Raw genomic sequence first — 17020 nt, 5'->3', positions numbered from 1 at the left:
CCGGGTCGGTACTCCTCACCCTGTTGGTGCACGGCGTGCTACTGCCACCGACGCTGGTCTTGTGCGCACAATTCCACCCAGGGACGCTGACGGTTCTGAGAGCGGCCGCAGCGATGCCTGCGTCTGGACAGGGGGTTCCTTGCTGATGACCCACCCCGCGCAGGAGTACGACGTCATCATCGCCGGTGGTGGGCTTGCCGGGCGCAGCCTCGCCTATTTCCTGAGTCGGGAACCAGGGCTGGCCGGTACCCGGATCCTCATCATCGACGACGCCGCAGATCGATATCCGCACCGTTCCTTGATCTACTGGCACGACAACGCCCTCCCGCTGCCCCTGACTCCCGAAGCCACGTTCACGAGCCTCGCCGTTGACGCCGGGCCTGCCCAGCGGATGCTGCCGCTGAAGCGCCACCGCTTGTGCCTCACCTCGTCACGGCCCGTCTTCCGATGCCTCGACGACGTCATCGACGCCAATCCGCACATCACCCGTCTGGACGCCCAGGTCTCACGAGTGCGGGCCCATGCCGCCTCGGTGGAGGTGGCCCTCTCCGATGGCCGGCTCTTCACGGGGTCCCACTGCTTCGACAGCACCGTGCCCCCGGACGGTATCAAGGCGCCACTGCTCATGTCGGGGGAGGTTCGACGGGTGCGAACCGCGCACGATTGCTTCGACCCGTCGATTGCCACCTTCATCGATTTCCGGTCCGGTGAGCACGACCCCGTGCATTTCCACTGCGTCCTGCCGATCACGGCCCGAGAAGCCGTCGTTGAAGTCACCCGGATCACTCCGTGGCAGGTTCCCAGCCCGGAGTTCTCGTTCGAACAGGCCACGTCGGCTTACCTGCGCAAGGTGTGGGGTGTGGACGAGTTCGCCTCGGTGTCCGTGGAACGAGGCTCCATCCCCTTGGGGGTCCGCCCCAGTCCTACCCGCGGCCGCCATGTGCGCATCGGATCACCCTCCGGGGCCGTGAAGGCCACCACAGGGTACGGCTTCACCCGCGTCCTTCACCAAGCCCAGCACATCGCCTCCACGCTGGCATCCACCGGGTCACCTGACACTGCCCGGCCGTCCCCACGCTTCGGCTGGTACGACAAACCCGTGCTGAAGATGTGGAAGCACGATCCTGCACACGCGGTGCAATTCATGAGAGCCACGTTCTCCTCGGGCGATGCTGATCTCGTCCTCGACTTCCTCGACGAGCGCACCACTTTCGCGCAGGAACGGGGACTGTTCAGCTCCATGCCGGTCACCACGCTCCTGCGGCCACGTCTATGGATCTGAACCCGTCAACAGAACCTCTTGTCCGGGAGGACCGGCAAACCAACCTTCTGCACGCGGGAGCTCTCAAGGGATTCGGCACGGGGCGCGAAAGGCTCTCCCGGGGCTGCCCCACCCTCAGGTGACATCAGATCCAGCGTGCCCACCAGGCAGGCACAGGCGAGGTCTCACCGAGGCGGCTGCGCAGTCGCTGCTCGACCCTTGGGCGCCGGAGGCGAAGGCCTGACCGGGGTGGCTCGTTTCCGCGACGTCACCTATGCCACGGCCACCGGACACTGCCTACGGGACGACGTCGCAGATGTGGTTCCCCTGCGGGCATTGTCGGCTGGTCCGGAACATGTTTGCCGTCTCCAGGGCGCTGTGGGTCACGTGAGGTGGATTGCGGGTGCTGATCACTTGAGGGGCGTTTCCTGCAGTTGATGTCGCTGTGGCCCCGACGCCGGAGGACCCGACGCCGCGGGCGGCAAGGGTGTCCGGCAGGGTGGTGCTTGCGTGCGGGGATGCTCAGGGCGTGTGCTCGGCAGTCGGGACGGCGTCGTACTGCTGCCGTGCGGTGAGGATCGCCGGCATGTGCGTCGTCGCCCACTCCTCCAGGGCCTTCAGGGGTTCCTGCAGCGTGACTCCGGCCTCGGTGAGCTCGTACTCGACCCGTGGGGGGACTTGGGGGTAGACCGTGCGGGTCACGAGTCCGTCGCGTTCCAGGGCCCGCAGGGTCTGGGTCAGCATCTTCTGCGACACCCCGTCGACGCGCGCTGCCAGCTGGGAGAACCGCAGGGGGCCCTGGGTGAGGGCGCCGACGACCAGGACGGTCCAGCGGTCCCCGATGCGGTCCAGCACCTGCCGGGAGGGGCAGTTGCGCTGGTACGGGTCAGCCGGGTGTTGGTCCATGAACGGGCTCCTGAGTTACTCCAGGGTGGGTCACTTACTGACAAGTGCCTACTTCCCTTGGGTTTGTCAGTTACTTAGGGTAACTGTCAGGGGTTCCGGAGGGAACCCCTGACCCCTGACAGAGGAGAGACAGCACATGACACGCATCGCAGTTCTGGGTGGCACCGGATACGCCGGTTCCCACATCGGGGCCGAGGCGGCCCGGCGGGGCCACGAGGTGACGTCCTACAGCCGCACCACCCCGGCGGAGCCGGTCGAGGGGGTCACCTACGTCACCGGCTCGGTGTTCGATGACGCGTTCCTGGCCCAGGTCGTGACGGACGCCGAGGTGGTCGTCGAAACGCTCTCGCCCCGCGGGGAACTGGAGGGCAAGCTCGAGGGTGTGGTGGATGAGCTCATCGACCTGGCCCGGGCCGCCGGGACCCGGCTGGGGGTGATCGGTGGGGCCGGGTCCTTGCTGGTCGCCGAGGGCGGGCCGAAGCTGATGGACACCGACGGCTTCCCGGCCGAGATCCTGCCCGAGGTCCGGACCGGTGAGGCGCTGCTGGAGACCCTGCGCGGCACCGAGGAGGACCTGGACTGGTTCTATGTCAGCCCCGCCGGCGGCTTCGGCGCGTGGGCCCCCGGCGAGGCCACCGGGCACTTCAGGATTGGCGGCGATGTGCTCCTGACCGACGAGGAGGGCGACTCGTTCATCTCCGGGGCGGACCTGGCCACCGCCGTCGTCGACGAGATCGAGACCCCGGCCCACTCCCGCCGCCGGTTCACCGTCGCCTACTGACCGCCAGGCTTGCCCGCGAGGCCCCTCCATCCACCAGGCGCAGGGGCCTGCGCACCACCGTCGGGCCGGCCACCACGGGTTCGACAGGAGGCCGCCACCGTCAACCAGGCCTTCGTGCGCCGAGCTCTGGCAGCACTCCGGGCCCAGCCCGAGTACTTCCGGCGCCGCGGTCTTCGTCCACGGCGGCGCCAGGTTCATCGCCGCCGCCGGCGGCTGCGAGGACGTCCTGGCCCTGGCAGCCGTGGCCCTGTTCTTCACCCTGGCCGGGTCCGGGCTCAGGTCGGCCGACCGGGTCATCGCCTCCCGCGAACCCGGACACGTGCCCCTGCTCCGACCTGCTCTACCCGCGCCGACAGCACCGCGCCGGCGCCCTGGCGCGAGCCTGGTGATCGGGGCGATACTGGGGGCGTGGCTTGAGAAGCGACACGGGCAGGGAACGACGCACCCTGCAGGGCGCCGGACCCCCGTGGGAGTCCGGCGTCCTCGTCGGTTGAGCACCCAGGCGGCATCGCGGCCGCCCCGGCGGGGCGCTGTGCCGAAGTGGCCGGGCATCCCGCACGGACCGGGGCCCCACCCGGCGTGGGTGCCGGGCGGGGCCCTGGTCGATGCAATCGGCCAGGGGTGGGGGCAGGCGATTCCCTCCCGTTCCGATCCGTCGAGCCCGTCACACCCATGCCCTCCGGCGGCGCAGTACCCGCCGCTTGGACGGGCTACGGCTGCGGTAGTTTCCGGACATCTCAGGATCGCGTAGGTGCTGTGCGCACAGTCCGGTCGGTGCAGGTCACCAGCATGCCGATCCCGGTAGGGGCGTGTTCACGCTGTGAGGGACTGTGGCCGCAACTCTATGGCGTGCTGGATCGCCACCGGATGTCCCGTGGCGCCGCGCCGTCAATCGCAGTCCCGACCCGCGTTACATATGGCCGGTCAGCGGCCGACCGGGGACTATCGCAGTAACGGGTGCACCGGTGAGGTCCGCCCGTCCGCGGTGCATCGCCGGAGGGTCAGGAAGGCCATCCCTGACGGATCGGAGGAGAGATGGACGCCCGGTTGCTCTCCGAGCTTCTCCTGCTGCGCGCCTCGTGGCGGCGCCGTGACCAGTGGGGCGCGCAGCGCATCGCGCTGGAGCAGGCCCGAGGCCTGGTTCGGTTGCGGAGGGTCGCCTACGCCCGCTCGGCGTTCTACCGCCGCCACCACGCCGGGCTGCTCGACGCCCCGCTCTCGCAGCTACCGCCGGTGACCAAGGCGCAGCTGATGGAGCACTTCGACGAGGCGGTCACCGCCCCGGGGCTGCGGCGCACCGATGTCGAGGCGCACCTGCGGGAACTCCAGAGCACGGGGACGGACCCGGGGACGCCGTGGCGGGGCCGCTGGTGGACGGCCGCCACCGCCGGCACCACCGGCCGGCCCGGGACGTTCGTGTGGAACCGGGCCGAGTGGGCGATCGTGCTGGCCTCCTATGCGAGGGCCAACGACTGGGCCGAGGTGCCGGCCGGGCTCACCCGCCCCCTGCGGGTGGCGGTGGTCAGCTCCCGGGTGCCCACCCACCAGTCGGCGGTGGTCGGGGCTTCCCTGCAGTCACGCATGGTGCCCACCCTGCGCCTGGACGCCACCGACCCGCTGCCCCAGGCCGTCGCCCAGCTCAACGCCTTCCGGCCCCGGCTGCTGGTGGGCTACCCCTCGGCCCTGCTCCCACTGGCCGCTGAACAAGCGGCGGGGCGTCTGGCCATTGCCCCGGCCTCCGTGGTCTCGGCCTCCGAGGTGCTCGCCGCGCAGACCGCCGCCGCGATCCAGGCGGCCTGGGGCACCGCCCCCTTCGACGTCTACGCCGCCACCGAGACCGCCGGGATCGCCTCCCCGTGTCGCTACCGCACCCGCCACCTCTACGAGGACCTGGTCATCGTGGAGCCGGTCGACGAGGTCGGGGTCCCCGTCCCGGCGGGCACGGTGGGGGCGCGCCTGTTGGTCACCGTGCTGTTCTCCCGGACCCTGCCCCTGATCCGCTACGAGATGAGCGACCGGGTCGCGCTGGGTCCGCGGGGGTGCAGGTGCGGGCGGTCCTTCGCCCGGCTGGAGACCATCGAGGGCCGGCGGGAGGACATGCTCGAGTGCCCCGGGGCCGGCGGTCCGGTGCGGGTGCACCCCAATGTCTTCCACCGGGTGCTCGACGAGGTCTCGGTGGCCGGGTGGCAGGTGGCCCAGCGCCCCGACGGTCTGCGGGTCCGGGTCGCCGGACTGGCCCCGGGGCACACCGTCGAATCGGTCCGGGCCGGTGTGGCCGGGGCTCTGGCCGCAACCGGCGTGGTGGACACCCCGGTGGACGTGGGCGTGGTGACCGAACTGAAGCGCACCCGGCTGGGCAAGGCACCCCTGGTGCAGGCCTTGCAGCGATCGACCGGCCAGTGAGTCGCCTCCGGCACCGGTTTCCGTAGCGGTAAGCCCGGCCGTTCCCTCCTGGGGCTGAGCCCACCACGACCGGCCCCGCCACGGCCCGCCGGCAACGTGGCGACGCTGTGGCCCGGGGCGGCCGCGATGGAGCGATAGCGGTTGGTGATCGGTCGTGGTGGTGGCAGATGTCCGTCCGGCGGGGGATCTGCGGGCGGTCGCAGCGGGGAAGAATCGGGTGGCCGTGCTGCCGTTGAGAGTCTTGTTGTCCGTGGGTTCCGTCCCTGTCCTGTCCGTTCGTGAGTTGGTGTGTGGTTATGCCGGGGTCCCGGTGACCGCCGGGGTCAGCTTCGAGGTGCGTCCGGGCGAGGCGGTGGTGCTGCGCGGGGCCAATGGGGCGGGCAACCCGGCTAGTCCTCAAGACACCGTCTTCCAGTCACAGCCACATGCGGTGCGCGGTCAGCACCACGGGCGCGCCCATTTTGCTAGGGTGATCGGCAAGTGGAGCCCTCACGTTCCTTAGTGGCCGATCGCTATGAGGCGTGAATCGCGTACCGGGCAGGATATGAGCTCGCCGAGTACGGCAAGTCGAGGAGAATCGACGTGTCGGAATGCTCGAAAATCCATTACGCCAGCCGTCGGACTGCTGTGATAGCCATGCAAGCAATAGCCCGCAATTATGCGGCTCGAGGCCTCGATGGCCCGAGGGGCGCGTATTTCTGCAGTCCGTGCCGCTGCTGGCATCTAACGTCCAAGGCTGGAGTACAGACTCCGCCGTGGGAGAGGCCTCGAGTCCGGCACTGAACGAGGTATGTCCGTGCCGTCTGCTTCGGCATGCCTGTTATTCCGGAAGACACCCCCTTTCGAGCGCCCGTTAACGCGGATGGGAACTGCTCCTGCAATATCATGACCTTGAAGCCAGACGAGCAAGGGGAAATCTGATGGACCATGAGAAGCGGAAATGCATTGACACGACCTTTAACGTCAACTCCGATGCCCAAGGGAAAGACCCGGACAAGTACAGCCCGACTCTGAAGGACTACCACCGAAAGCTGTGGAGCAAGGAGCTGCCCTGCGGGATCGGGCGTTTCGATCTGACACCTGAACCCGACGCATACCTGGTGCACAGGTCCTCGAATGGTGTCTTTTTCATGGCCAGTGACGCCATCACCACCAGGCTCAAGAAGCGGGCGCGGTACATTATCAATAACATTCCGCCCGAATATCTGCCGGCGTGGCCCGGCTACACGATCGGAAGCTCCATCGTGTTCCCGGGAAACAAAGTCGACGGGAAGATGACCCTCAACGGCGCCCGCGGATTCAACAGCAAGATCGCTGACCGCTTCGACCTAACCCTGGAATGCATCCGCCGCTACTATGACGGCCGCCACCAGCCGAGTCCCCTCGAAGACGTCCTGGCCAGGTACGAAGAATTCTTCGACCTGTTCTGCGACTTCAACGGGTACGTCGACTTTTTCCTCCTGCAAGACCTGCTGAACGATGACGGGACCATCGACTTCTTCCACAAATTCAAGGACTTCGACACCCCGGCTGTTCCGAAGGACGAGGCCGAATATCTGAAGTACTTGGCGAAGAGCAACCGCTTCATCAACGCACGCAACGCCAGGATCAACACTCAACCGTGCACGGGCGGTTGCCGTCAGTGAGGCTGACTTGCAGTGGGCTGCCGTGGGCGTCGACGCTCAGGCGGTGCTTGTAACCTGGCCGGCCGCGATCGACGGGGCTGTGCCCGACGTGGTCCCCCCCTTTGAGAGCCCGCACGTGCGAGCCGTCCACCGCACACCGGTCCAGGTCCAGTGCCCCGGCCGCGCGCAGCTCACCTAACAGCATCTCGTGCACTGCCAGCCACATGCCGGCCTCCGTCCAGTCCCTCATGCGCCGCCAGCATGACCCTCCGGAAACGCCCAGCAGCTCCCGGGGCAGCTGGTGCCAGCCGATCCCGGTCTTGAGCACGAACACGATTACGGCCAACGCGGCCTGCTCATCGGCCGGCCTCCGCCCCGGGGTGCTGATAGCGCCGGGGTGGGCGTGGTGGCAACAACGGCTCGACTCGCTTCCACAGCGAGTCTGGAACGAGATGCCCCATCATGCCCACCAGGGTCGCCGGGGACTCCGTCAGCGTTCAAGAGCTACCCCGAACCCCTTCTGAAATGACCTTCTATTCGGACAATCGTGCCGACCATTCGGGCGGTCGACACGCTGGCTGGATCTGCCGAGGCTCAGGAAGCCACCATCCGGCTCGTCGAAAACATGGATCAGAACGAAGCGATAATGTCGATCACGTGGCCGCGACGCTGACGCTCAGCCGAGCACCGTGAACCCGCTCCGCTTCACGTATCTGGTGATGTAGCTGCGGTGCCCCTGCGCCGTTTCACGCGCTGACTTCCCTTCCCCCATCTCCCTCTCGGGATGACAGGACACCTAAAGGTTCTGCGCTTGACAATTGGCCGGCTACCGGACATCACTCGCCGCAACGACGATGCGAATCTTCCACCCAGGGGCGCGCGGATCAGTATCCGGTATATGGCGTGACGACCGACGGATGGGTCTTTCTCCGATGTCCGGCCTATGTCCTTACGGGATGAGCGGCTGTCGGCACCTCGTCGCTCCGTCCTGGCGCTGCCATCCCGGGTCAGGGCGGTGTCGAAGGAGGACGGCTTCGATCCGGTGACAACAGCATCTCGAGCGGAAGTACCGTGTTCGGAACAGTTGCATCAGCCGATGTGCACGCAACATGAGGAACAGCCGATGCGGACCCTCGCTGTGACGCAGAACATCGTGCTGGAAGGGCGATCGAGATGCTCACCGACTGGTTCGGCCCGTTGGGTCACGGCGCCGCCGAGGCGGGTGATCTCATGGAAGAGAACCACCGGCAGGACGCTGCCGCCGACGCCTTGATCCTGGGGCGGCGCACGTTCCAGGATTTCCGAGGCTGCTGGCCCCAACGGACCGACGACACCACCGGTATCACCGACTACCTCAACCGCGTCCACAAGTACGTCGTGTCCTCAACGCTGACCGAGCCGGCGTGGGAGAACTCCACCATCATCAGCAGTGACCCGATCGAACACGTGCGCGCACTCCAGCAGCAGGACGGCCTCGACATCGTGGTGACCGGCAGCATCACACTCACCCATGCGCTCATCAGGGCCCGCTTGGTCGATGAGTACCGGCTCTTCGTCTACCACTCAGTCCAGGGGCGCGGGCGGAGACTGTTCCCGGACGGACATGAAATTCCCTTGTTGCGCTTGACGGACTCCAAGGCTTTTCGAAGCGGCGTCACGCTGCAACGCTACGCATCCGCATCGCCTACGACTCCTGGTCCGCTGTAGCACTACCTCCACCACGCACCGGCAGGTCAGGGTGGGCCGAGACAGACGCCGACCCCACCGCTGGATCGCCGCGTCTGAAGTCGCGATGCAGTGAGAGTTCCCTGAGAGTCAGTGGGACAGCCGAAGCTGCAGCTTGTTCTTTCTCCTGCCATGACGGTGCCTTCCATCGGATGTGGCAACCATGACGAGAAACTGCGCAGGGAGGATGCTGGGCTGTAGGCGGTCACATCGATCAGGAGGAGTCACCAGAATGACAGCAGACCAGCAAAGCGCCACCGCTCAAGAGCGGCCCCCGGGAGGAAGTTTGCTCACCGTGCTGGTGGCTTTGGGCGCGAACTTCCTCGTCGCCGCCGCCAAGACCATCACCGCCGCGATCACAGGGTCAGCCGCGATGGTCGCCGAGGCCGCCCACTCCTGGGCCGACACCGGCAACGAGGTCTTCCTCCTGATCGCCGAGCGCCGCTCCGCGCGGCCCCGCGACCGCAGCCACCCGCGCGGCTACGGGCGGGAGGGCTATGTGTGGTCGATGTTCGCCGCCTTCGGATTGTTCGTCGCCGGCTCGGTGGTCTCCATCACCCACGGGGTGCAGGAGCTGGGCGCGGAGCAGTCCGAGGCCGACTATCTACCCGCCTACATCGTGCTCGCGGTGTCCTTCGTCCTGGAAGGGGTGTCCTTCGCTCAAGCCCTACGGCAGACCCGCGGCCTGGCCGGTGAACTGGGGCTGCACCCGCTGCGCTTCATCCAGCGCACCTCCGACCCGACCCTGCGCGCGGTCTTCGTGGAGGACGCGGTGGCGCTGATCGGCATCGTGGTGGCCGCCACCGCGATGGCCGCCCACCAGCTCACCGGCAACCCTGTCTGGGACGCGGCCGGGTCCATCCTGGTCGGTGTGCTGCTGGGCGTGGTCGCCGTCTTCCTCATCGTCCGCAACAAGGACTTCCTCACCGGTCAGCCCACCGACCCGTGGCTGCACGAGCGGCTGCTCGCGGCTATTCTGGCGGACCCGGAAGTCCAGCGGGCCACCTACCTGCACACCGAGTTCGTCGGCGCCCGCAAGGTCTTCCTCGTCGCTGCCGTGGACCTCACCGGCGACGACGCCGAACACCATCTCGCCACTCGGCTGCGCACCGTCGAGGCGCGCCTGGAGGAGCACGAGCTCATCGAGGACGCCGTCCTGACCCTTTCCCTGCCCCAGGCACCCGCCCTGCAACTCCACACTTCTTCGACCCAGCACGATTCCTCAACCACCACGTCCAGCGATCGGACACCCTGACCCCGGCCCCGAGTCGCCGCCCCGCCCGGGGACCACCGCAACCGCAAGGTCCTCGAAGGCCGCCGCCGCCATATCGAGTCATGGCGATGCCTTCGCCGGCTGTGGCAAGCACACGATCGTCTACCGCGCTGCCGTGAGACTCCGCGCCATCATGGCCAGAGCAGACACCAGCAACGCCACCCGTAGGTGATGCTGCAGTAGGCGTTGACTGGTGAATGGTCTGATGCCTGTGGTAACGACTCACCAGTGGGGGCACTCCGCCTTTTCGAGGCCCTCGGGCGGCATACTCGGGCCATGGAAGCGGAGCAGAAGGCGGACCTGCAACGGTACTTGACCAGCGCGCGGCAGGCGCTGCTGTGGAAACTGGACGGGCTGTCCGAGTACGACGTGCGCCGGCCGATGACCCCGACGGGGACGAACCTACTGGGTTTGGTCAAGCACGTGGCCACCGTCGAACTGGAGTACTTCGGTCTGGTTTTCGACCGGCCCTCTGCGGAGCCGTTGCCGTGGTCCGCGGAGGATGCCGACCCCAACGCGGACCTGTGGGCCACGGTCGAGCAATCGCGCCAGGACATCGTGGGGCTCTACCAGCGAGCCTGGGCGCACGCCGACGCCACGATCGACGATCTCTCCCTGGGCGCCGCCGGCTACGTGCCGTGGTGGGGTGAGGGACGCCGCGAGGTGACACTGCACCGCATCCTGGTGCACGTGATCGCCGAGACCCATCGGCATGCCGGGCACGCGGACATCCTGCGAGAGCTCATCGACGGGTCCGTCGGTCTGCGTACCGGCAACGAGAACATGCCACCGGTTCCGGCCGAGTGGTGGGGACGGTACCGCCAGCGGTTGGAACAGGCCGCTCAGGACGCGGCGGGGTCAGGGCCCGAGCGAAATGTAGGAGACAGCTCGGCATAAGGCTCGTTCTCGGCTTGACGGGGTGGTCTGCCACTGGTGCGGCCGAGGCGGGGCGTAGGGCACGACACCGGTGGTGGGGCCCGTGGGAGGGGATGCTACGTCCCTGGGTGCATCGATGCCGGTGGCCGAGGTTGCGACCCCTGGGCCCCTGTGTGACCGCCTCGTGCGGCTGATCCTGTCCGGTGCGAAGAGGGGCACATCCTGCCTGTTGGACGACTACCAGGTCGAAAGTCAGCCCCTGCCGCGCCCCGGCCAGCGCCAGGCACTCATCGCCGCGTCCGGGCGGGTGGTCGCCGCCCTGGAGATCACAAGCGTGGCCACGGTGCGGTTGGCCGAGGTGACCTGGGAGTACGTGCTGGCCGAGGGTGGGGGGCACCGCACCGTGGACCAGTGGCGGGAGGCCCCATGAGGAGTTCTGGACGGCCGCGCCGCCGGAAGCGGGCGTCGAGGTCCAGAGGCGCATTGTGGGCGACGACACCGTCGTGGTGTTAGAACGCCTCCGACTCCTCCAGGATCCGGTGGAGTGACCCCCCATCGGCTGAACTCGTGGTGCGCCGCCCGCACCACTCCAGCGCACGATCAGCACCAGGCCGCTTGGTTTACATATGGCCGGCTACCGGACGCCGCCCACGGAAACGACGCTGCAGTAGGGGTTCCCTGGGTCGTTGCGGTGGTGACAACACCGAACGGTGGGGGTGATGTTGTGGATGGGCACGCGCTACGGCTGACGATGCGGCGCGGGCGAGGGGAGTGAGCACCCGTGCCGGCGAGATCGGCAACACGGAGGCCGCCGCGCGTTGTGGGCTTCGGATCGTGGCGTGAATCAACCAGCAGACATCAGACAGAACCACCTGGCACCCGTGGTCTCCGCCACCGGATGGGGACACGTATCTCCGTCGCCTCGATCCTGTCGGAGCGGTCGCGGCAGCGCCCATGGAGCGTCTCGCGCACCGCCACACGCGCTGCCTCGACGACCACCTGCCGTGCGGCACAGAACGGCCGGGTTCAGCGGTGACTACAGCCGCACAGCGAGATCTCCACGGAAGCAGACGATCTCCGTCTGCGGAACGAACATGCTCGCGAACGCTTTCGCGGATGGCGACGGGTCGGCGCGAATGGCAAGGTGCACCTCCCACTCCGGCGCGTCGGAGAGCGGCGTGTGCACGAGGTGCTGGGCTGCTTGCTTCGCGGCGATCGACTCGGGCACCATCGCGATCCCGAAGCCGCGTGTGACGAGGTCAACGAGCATGTGCACGTCGTTGGCCTCGACGACCGTGCGACGTGTCACACCGGCGGTGGCCAGCGCTGCGTCGAGTACGCGCCTGGCCTCCCAGGTGTCACCGAAGTCGACGGTGCGGACATCCTGCAGATCTGCCAGTGACGTGTACGGCACTTCAATGTGTGAGAGTGCGACGAACGGCTCCCGACGCAGCAGCAAGCTGTCGTTCATGGGAGCGGATCCCGCCGGTGCGGCGACGAGAGCGACGTCGAGGCGCCCGTCGTCGAGCATCGGCGCGAGGCGTGAGCTCACGTCCTGGACGAATTCGAGGTCGGCTGTGGGGTGCTCGCTGGCGAACGTCGTCAGGAGGTCGACGATGTCGACGGCGCCACCGAGGCACTGCTCGGCGCCGATGCGCAGTTCAGCATGCTCCGGCTCGTCGCCGAGAACGGCGCGCTGGGCGTCGCGCACCTGCTCGAGGATCCGCTCGGCCCGCGGCCGGAACGCCGCGCCCGGACTCGTCAGGGACGCGCCGTGGCGGCCGCGCGTGAACAGCTGAGTCCCGAGCTCGCGCTCGAGCGAGCGGATCGACGCCGACAGCCCGGGCTGTGAGACGAACGAGCGCTCGGCCGCGCGCGTGAAACTGCCTTGCTCGGCGACGGCGACGAAGAACTCCAGCTGACGAACATCCATACGCGCCACGTTAGTCGGGTTGGATCAGTACGGCTGAGTCTCCAGCTCGGTGGCGAACACCCGCAGCTGGCTGCGCTGGGCGTGCATCTGCCACAGCTTCTCCGCGAGCACCTGCGGATCCTTCTGCTCGTCGCCCGGAACGATCGCCCCGGGGATGATGAGCTGGCCGACGTAGATCGGCTCGTCCTTCAGCGCCTGGTCCAGCATCTCCACGTACGCCGTCTCACCGGCGAACCCGATCGAGGTGCCGGCGAAGTGCTGCACCGGCTGCACCGCACTTCCGCCGTTGACGAAGAGGAGAGAGCCCTTCCTCAGCACGCGCATGCCCTGCAGCACCTGGTGCACGGCGGCGACGGGGCCGTAGATCGAGAACTCGACGGCGGCCCTGATGTCCCCGACCGTCGACTCCAGGAGCGGTCGCAGGAATTCCTTCTGCGGCAGCGGGTTGTACGACAGGACCTCGATGAGGCCGAGATCCTGTGTCGCCTGGTCGAGGGCCGTGACGAGGCTGTCGGTGTCGCGCACGTTCGCCGCGTAGCCCTTCGCGGTGAAGCCGTCCGCGACCAGCTCGGAGGCCAGCTGATCGACCCGGTCCTGGTTCCGGGCGATGAGGGCCAGGCTGTAGCCCTCCCTGCCGAAGCGTCGAGCGAGTGCCTCGCCGAGGTTTCGTCCTGCTCCGATGATCGCGAAAGTTGTCATGGCGAACATGCTAGGTCGGATGCACCTCGCCAACGGTCCGCCGTTCAATAGTGATCTTCTATGGAATCAGTGAAATACGCCGCCGGCTGAGGGCGGTTGTGGTTCGTGGCTGCGGGTTCCCGGGGCCGACCGCAGATGGAGAAGGAGAACCTCTATGACTTCCGTTCCTGAGATCCGGATCGCCGATGGTGTCAGCATCCCGCAGCTGGGCTTCGGCGTGTACCAGGTTCCGCCGGAGACGACCGAGGCGGCCGTGACGATGGCCCTCGAAGTCGGATACCGCCACGTGGACACGGCCCAGATGTACGGCAACGAGCAGGGCGTCGGCGACGCGCTCAAAGCCTCGGACCTGAGCCGCGACGAGGTGTTCGTCACGAGCAAGCTCAACAACGGCTTCCACCGTCGTGACGACGCGCTGCGCGAGGCCGAGAAGAGCGTCGAGCGGCTCGGCGGCCCGATGGACCTGTTCCTCATCCACTGGCCGCTGCCCACGATCGACGTCGACTACCTCGAGACGTGGAAGGCCATGATCGAGATCCGCGACGCCGGCCTGACCCGCGCGATCGGCGTCTCGAACTTCCAGGTGCCCCACCTTCAGCGCATCATCGCCGAGACCGGCGTCAAGCCCGCCGTGAACCAGATCGAGGTGCACCCGTACCTGACCAACGAGACGGTGCGCAGCTACAACGCGCAGCAGGGCATCGCGACCGAGGCCTGGTCGCCCATCGCTCAGGGAGCGGTTCTCGACGACTCGGCGATCGCCGCGATCGCCGAGCGCCTCGGCAGGACGACCGCGCAGGTCACGCTGCGCTGGCACATCCAGCGCAACGACATCGTGTTCCCCAAGTCCGTCACTCGCGCGCGTGTCGAGGAGAACTTCCAGCTCTTCGACTTCGACCTGACCGACGCTGACGTCCAGGCGATCACGGCGCTGAACAAGGACCACCGTACGGGCCCGGACCCCGACACGTTCGACTACGTCCCCGCGTAACCGGCGCGCCCGCGCCGCGCCCAGCGGTTCGGAGCCGCCCACGAGCGAACCCGTGACGCCGGCGGGGAAATACCCTGTCCGGCGGATCGGGATCGACCGCACCACCCCGTTCCGGATGGCCCAGGCGGTGCGCGGGGTGGAGGGGCTGCATCTGGAGCAGGCCCGGCTGCAGGGTGCTCCGACCGGGGCGCTGGGACGAGCTGGGGCTGCTGAGTCTGTCCTTGGACTTCGCCGCGGTCCAGGCCCACGCGCGGAGCCTGCTGGGCCGGGAGGAGTTCCAGCTGCGCTTCACCGGTGGGACCCAGGTGGGCGCGCCGATGACCCTGGCCGAACCGGCGGCCGCGGCGCGGATGAGCCCGCGGGGACTGCAGGCGGCCTCCGCCCGGCACTTCGAGGCGACCCCCATGGGCCGTTTGCGCAGCCTGCGGCTGACCGCCGCCCACGCCGAGCTTGGTGGAGGCCGACCGTTCCGCTGGTGCGACCGTGGCCGTCGTCGCCGCTCGGTGGGGCTTCGCCCACCAGGGGCGCTGCGCAGCTGACCACCGGGCCGCCTACGGCGTGGCCCCCAGCGCCACGCTGAACCGCTGAGCACTGCGGCATCCGGCCGGCGGGACCACGTGGCGAGACATGGGGGCAGGGAGCACGGGTCACTCTGCCAGTGGCCGAAGAAGGCGGCAGCCCATCAGATGCCCGTGCTGGAGCGCCTGTGGCAGGTCACTCGGTTCCCGGGCCTCACCGGCGGCGGCAGAGCGCGGCGGGTGATGGCCTGGAAGCGGGCGTTAGCCGTGCTTTCTGTCGCCTTCGCCGGGAGTTTCGAGGGAATGGTTCACTCATGAAAACTGCCCAACCTCGCGACCGTTAATCGGAGAATCCCCACGGCATTTGCAAAGGTGCTTCGGCGCTGGCCCGAAAGAAGATTGAAAGGCAGCGCGTGGGGCTGGCGTGGAACCAGTTGTCGCAGGTGGCAGCGGGTTTCGGGGAGGATGAGCTGACCGTCGTTCCCGATGGATCAAGCAATGTGACGGCATATCTGGCAGTGTCACTGGAAACAGCTTTAGTGTCGGACGAATGAGGGGAGAACGCGAGGATGCAGAGGCCGCGGGGAAAGCAGGTCTCGCTATAGGTCTGGCGCTGTTCGGATGCATACTAGTGGGTTTACTCACGTACATTCTTTGGAGGGGATCCGGCAATGTGGTGTCGGCGTTCGTCGTCGCAGTAGTGCCGGTTGCGGTGAGCCTGGCGTGGCTGTGGTCACGCATGCGCTGAATCGTCCACAGGTCCTCAGTCCTGTGAGGGCGTACCACTGACGGGGACCTGGGCGCACGGAGGTGCCGGCGCCTCCGCACGGCGGGCGCGATCCGGGGCGAGCAGGCTCAGCTCGGGGAGAAGGGGTCCCGCGGGGAACGCGCATGTGGCCCAGCCCGCGGGGTTGCAGCGGGCACCGGTCGTCGGGCAGGACTCCTCGGCCCAGAACACCTCGGTCTACGGGCACCTGTCTCATCCCTCCGGGCCACCGACGAGCAGGTCGGGGCAGATTCCACCTGATCATGCATCAGTTCCTCACCGCCCTGGCGAGGCTTGCTGTCACCGCCATCTGTGCTCTGAGGGCTGCCTCAGCCGCCGCGTTGACTTCAGGAGGGATGAGCAAGCCTGCGGCGGGGGCTGCGTCCTACCCGCGTCGCACCACGTGATAGATCGTTTCGGACTGCGGCGCTGGGTGCGGCGAGTCGCTCCAACCGATCTCCGCAGCTTTGACGGAGATGGCGCGCTTGACCTCGGCGACGTCGACCTCGTCGTCGAAGAAAGCGATCGACAAGCCGTTGCCGGTTGCGGGGTCGACCAGGTGGTAAGCCTCCAGCACGCCAGGAACCGTCTTGGCGGCATCGATCACCCACTGACGATCGTCGTCGGGCATCGGCTCCCACACAGCAACACGAGCGAACATGACGCCTCCTGATCTGTCAGTGTGTCCCCACCGCAACGAAAGAGGGATTCAGCCGCCGCGACAAGAGGGGCAGACACGTCACGATGAGAACCTGCTCTACGGGGTGGTGACGTGGTCGCTCCTGTGTCGACTCCGGGCTGCAGACAGCCGGCCAGGTTCGCCGGTGACGAGGCGAGCCCCGCGGCGTGATCGGCGGCAGAAATTCCGTCGGGGACGTTCTCGGCGCGGATCTCCACGCTGGTGCCGCCCTCGACCGGGGAGAGTTCCCGGGTCATGGTCATGGTGCCGGCGTAGGCCGGGTCCTTGGGGACGAACTCCCCGGCCTGCACGATCTGCACCCCCGGGAATCGGCTCCACGAAGCGGGCTTCCACGACGTCGGATGCGGCGGTGGTCTTGCCGGGGGTGCCCGTGAGGTCGTCATCGGTGAGGACCATGCGGTAGGACCCGCCCGGGCGGGCGTCGAATCGATCGAAACGGGCGGTCATCCCTGTCGGCGGCAACCAGGTCGTGAGCGCGTCCAGGTCGATCAGGGCGGCGTAGACCCGCTCAGGGAAAGCGGGGACCACCCGTGAGGCGGTGTCCGTGCGGGCCATGGCGTCAT

The 17020-nt window shown here is 67.7% G+C and carries 15 protein-coding genes and 1 pseudogene; 10 read left to right on the top strand and 6 right to left on the bottom strand.

Annotated elements, in window-relative coordinates; all coding sequences use genetic code 11:
- Positions 1-145: 145 nt before the first annotated feature.
- A complete protein-coding gene (locus GMA12_RS11585) occupies positions 146-1282 on the top strand; it encodes a lycopene cyclase family protein (RefSeq protein WP_156269668.1) in 1137 nt (378 codons plus the stop codon).
- 501 nt (positions 1283-1783) lie between these two features.
- Here the strand turns inward: GMA12_RS11585 and GMA12_RS11580 are convergent.
- Positions 1784-2167 carry a winged helix-turn-helix transcriptional regulator gene (locus GMA12_RS11580; RefSeq protein ID WP_156269667.1) on the bottom strand — a complete coding sequence of 128 codons (384 nt, stop codon included), beginning with the start codon at positions 2165-2167 and terminating at the stop codon, positions 1784-1786.
- 136 nt (positions 2168-2303) lie between these two features.
- Here GMA12_RS11580 and GMA12_RS11575 point away from each other — a divergent pair, with 136 nt between their 5' ends.
- From GMA12_RS11575 to GMA12_RS11565, 3 genes are all read left to right on the top strand, one after another.
- Positions 2304-2948: an NAD(P)-dependent oxidoreductase gene (locus GMA12_RS11575; protein WP_156269666.1), complete on the top strand. Its 645-nt coding sequence runs from the start codon at positions 2304-2306 to the stop codon at positions 2946-2948.
- A 1035-nt stretch (positions 2949-3983) separates the two neighbouring features.
- Entirely contained in the window at positions 3984-5351 is a 1368-nt protein-coding gene (locus GMA12_RS11570; RefSeq protein ID WP_156269665.1) for a phenylacetate--CoA ligase family protein, read from the top strand.
- 920 nt (positions 5352-6271) lie between these two features.
- Entirely contained in the window at positions 6272-6997 is a 726-nt protein-coding gene (locus GMA12_RS11565) for a DUF6994 family protein (protein ID WP_156269664.1), read from the top strand.
- Here GMA12_RS11565 and GMA12_RS11560 read toward each other — a convergent pair.
- Positions 6981-7440, bottom strand: a pseudogene (locus GMA12_RS11560) (transposase); the annotation flags it as partial. The gene GMA12_RS11565 and the pseudogene GMA12_RS11560 sit on opposite strands and share 17 nt — an antisense overlap.
- Positions 7441-8149: 709 nt before the next feature.
- On the opposite strand from GMA12_RS11560, the gene GMA12_RS11555 reads away from it, so the two are divergent.
- From GMA12_RS11555 to GMA12_RS11540, 4 genes are all read left to right on the top strand, one after another.
- Positions 8150-8683 (top strand): dihydrofolate reductase family protein, encoded by a 534-nt coding sequence (locus GMA12_RS11555; protein ID WP_240898802.1) that lies wholly within the window; start codon positions 8150-8152, stop codon positions 8681-8683.
- A gap of 313 nt (positions 8684-8996) precedes the next feature.
- A complete protein-coding gene (locus tag GMA12_RS11550) occupies positions 8997-9956 on the top strand; it encodes a cation diffusion facilitator family transporter (RefSeq protein WP_370831351.1) in 960 nt (319 codons plus the stop codon).
- Between the two features lie 294 nt (positions 9957-10250).
- Positions 10251-10871 (top strand): DinB family protein, encoded by a 621-nt coding sequence (locus tag GMA12_RS11545; RefSeq protein ID WP_156269662.1) that lies wholly within the window; start codon positions 10251-10253, stop codon positions 10869-10871.
- A 208-nt stretch (positions 10872-11079) separates the two neighbouring features.
- The gene (locus tag GMA12_RS11540; protein ID WP_240898801.1) at positions 11080-11280 is read left to right on the top strand and encodes an ASCH domain-containing protein; all 201 of its coding nucleotides are present in this window, start codon (positions 11080-11082) and stop codon (positions 11278-11280) included.
- 606 nt (positions 11281-11886) lie between these two features.
- Here GMA12_RS11540 and GMA12_RS11535 read toward each other — a convergent pair.
- Together GMA12_RS11535 and GMA12_RS11530 are read right to left on the bottom strand one after the other, a co-directional pair.
- Positions 11887-12783: a LysR family transcriptional regulator gene (locus GMA12_RS11535; protein ID WP_156269660.1), complete on the bottom strand. Its 897-nt coding sequence runs from the start codon at positions 12781-12783 to the stop codon at positions 11887-11889.
- Between the two features lie 24 nt (positions 12784-12807).
- Positions 12808-13482 carry an SDR family NAD(P)-dependent oxidoreductase gene (locus GMA12_RS11530; protein ID WP_156269659.1) on the bottom strand — a complete coding sequence of 225 codons (675 nt, stop codon included), beginning with the start codon at positions 13480-13482 and terminating at the stop codon, positions 12808-12810.
- Positions 13483-13636: 154 nt separating this feature from the next.
- On the opposite strand from GMA12_RS11530, the gene GMA12_RS11525 reads away from it, so the two are divergent.
- Both GMA12_RS11525 and GMA12_RS18940 read left to right on the top strand, forming a co-directional pair.
- Positions 13637-14473 carry an aldo/keto reductase gene (locus GMA12_RS11525; RefSeq protein ID WP_156269658.1) on the top strand — a complete coding sequence of 279 codons (837 nt, stop codon included), beginning with the start codon at positions 13637-13639 and terminating at the stop codon, positions 14471-14473.
- 173 nt (positions 14474-14646) lie between these two features.
- The gene (locus tag GMA12_RS18940) at positions 14647-15012 is read left to right on the top strand and encodes a helix-turn-helix transcriptional regulator (protein WP_240898800.1); all 366 of its coding nucleotides are present in this window, start codon (positions 14647-14649) and stop codon (positions 15010-15012) included.
- 1130 nt (positions 15013-16142) lie between these two features.
- Here GMA12_RS18940 and GMA12_RS11515 read toward each other — a convergent pair.
- Both GMA12_RS11515 and GMA12_RS11510 read right to left on the bottom strand, forming a co-directional pair.
- On the bottom strand, positions 16143-16418 hold the full coding sequence (locus tag GMA12_RS11515) for a hypothetical protein (protein WP_156269656.1): 276 nt from the start codon (positions 16416-16418) through the stop codon (positions 16143-16145).
- Between the two features lie 96 nt (positions 16419-16514).
- Positions 16515-17012, bottom strand: coding sequence for an SRPBCC domain-containing protein (locus tag GMA12_RS11510; protein WP_240898799.1), 498 nt, complete (start codon positions 17010-17012; stop codon positions 16515-16517).
- Between the last annotated feature and the right edge of the window lie 8 nt (positions 17013-17020).

The sequence above is a fragment of the Kocuria sediminis genome (assembly GCF_009735315.1).
Classification (GTDB): Bacteria; Actinomycetota; Actinomycetes; order Actinomycetales; family Micrococcaceae; genus Kocuria; species Kocuria turfanensis.
This window is presented reverse-complemented; position numbering and strand designations above follow the sequence as displayed.

What these genes read in the sequence shown, in the direction of transcription:
- GMA12_RS11525 (WP_156269658.1), top strand. Translation starts at nt 13,637, where the DNA reads ATGACTTCCGTTCCTGAGATCCGGATCGCCGATGGTGTCAGCATCCCG.
- GMA12_RS11580 (WP_156269667.1), bottom strand. Translation starts at nt 2,167, where the DNA reads ATGGACCAACACCCGGCTGACCCGTACCAGCGCAACTGCCCCTCCCGG.
- GMA12_RS11530 (WP_156269659.1), bottom strand. Translation starts at nt 13,482, where the DNA reads ATGACAACTTTCGCGATCATCGGAGCAGGACGAAACCTCGGCGAGGCA.
- GMA12_RS11515 (WP_156269656.1), bottom strand. Translation starts at nt 16,418, where the DNA reads ATGTTCGCTCGTGTTGCTGTGTGGGAGCCGATGCCCGACGACGATCGT.
- GMA12_RS11565 (WP_156269664.1), top strand. Translation starts at nt 6,272, where the DNA reads ATGGACCATGAGAAGCGGAAATGCATTGACACGACCTTTAACGTCAAC.
- GMA12_RS11545 (WP_156269662.1), top strand. Translation starts at nt 10,251, where the DNA reads ATGGAAGCGGAGCAGAAGGCGGACCTGCAACGGTACTTGACCAGCGCG.
- GMA12_RS11510 (WP_240898799.1), bottom strand. Translation starts at nt 17,012, where the DNA reads ATGGCCCGCACGGACACCGCCTCACGGGTGGTCCCCGCTTTCCCTGAG.
- GMA12_RS11570 (WP_156269665.1), top strand. Translation starts at nt 3,984, where the DNA reads ATGGACGCCCGGTTGCTCTCCGAGCTTCTCCTGCTGCGCGCCTCGTGG.
- GMA12_RS11585 (WP_156269668.1), top strand. Translation starts at nt 146, where the DNA reads ATGACCCACCCCGCGCAGGAGTACGACGTCATCATCGCCGGTGGTGGG.
- GMA12_RS11555 (WP_240898802.1), top strand. Translation starts at nt 8,150, where the DNA reads ATGCTCACCGACTGGTTCGGCCCGTTGGGTCACGGCGCCGCCGAGGCG.
- GMA12_RS11535 (WP_156269660.1), bottom strand. Translation starts at nt 12,783, where the DNA reads ATGGATGTTCGTCAGCTGGAGTTCTTCGTCGCCGTCGCCGAGCAAGGC.
- GMA12_RS11575 (WP_156269666.1), top strand. Translation starts at nt 2,304, where the DNA reads ATGACACGCATCGCAGTTCTGGGTGGCACCGGATACGCCGGTTCCCAC.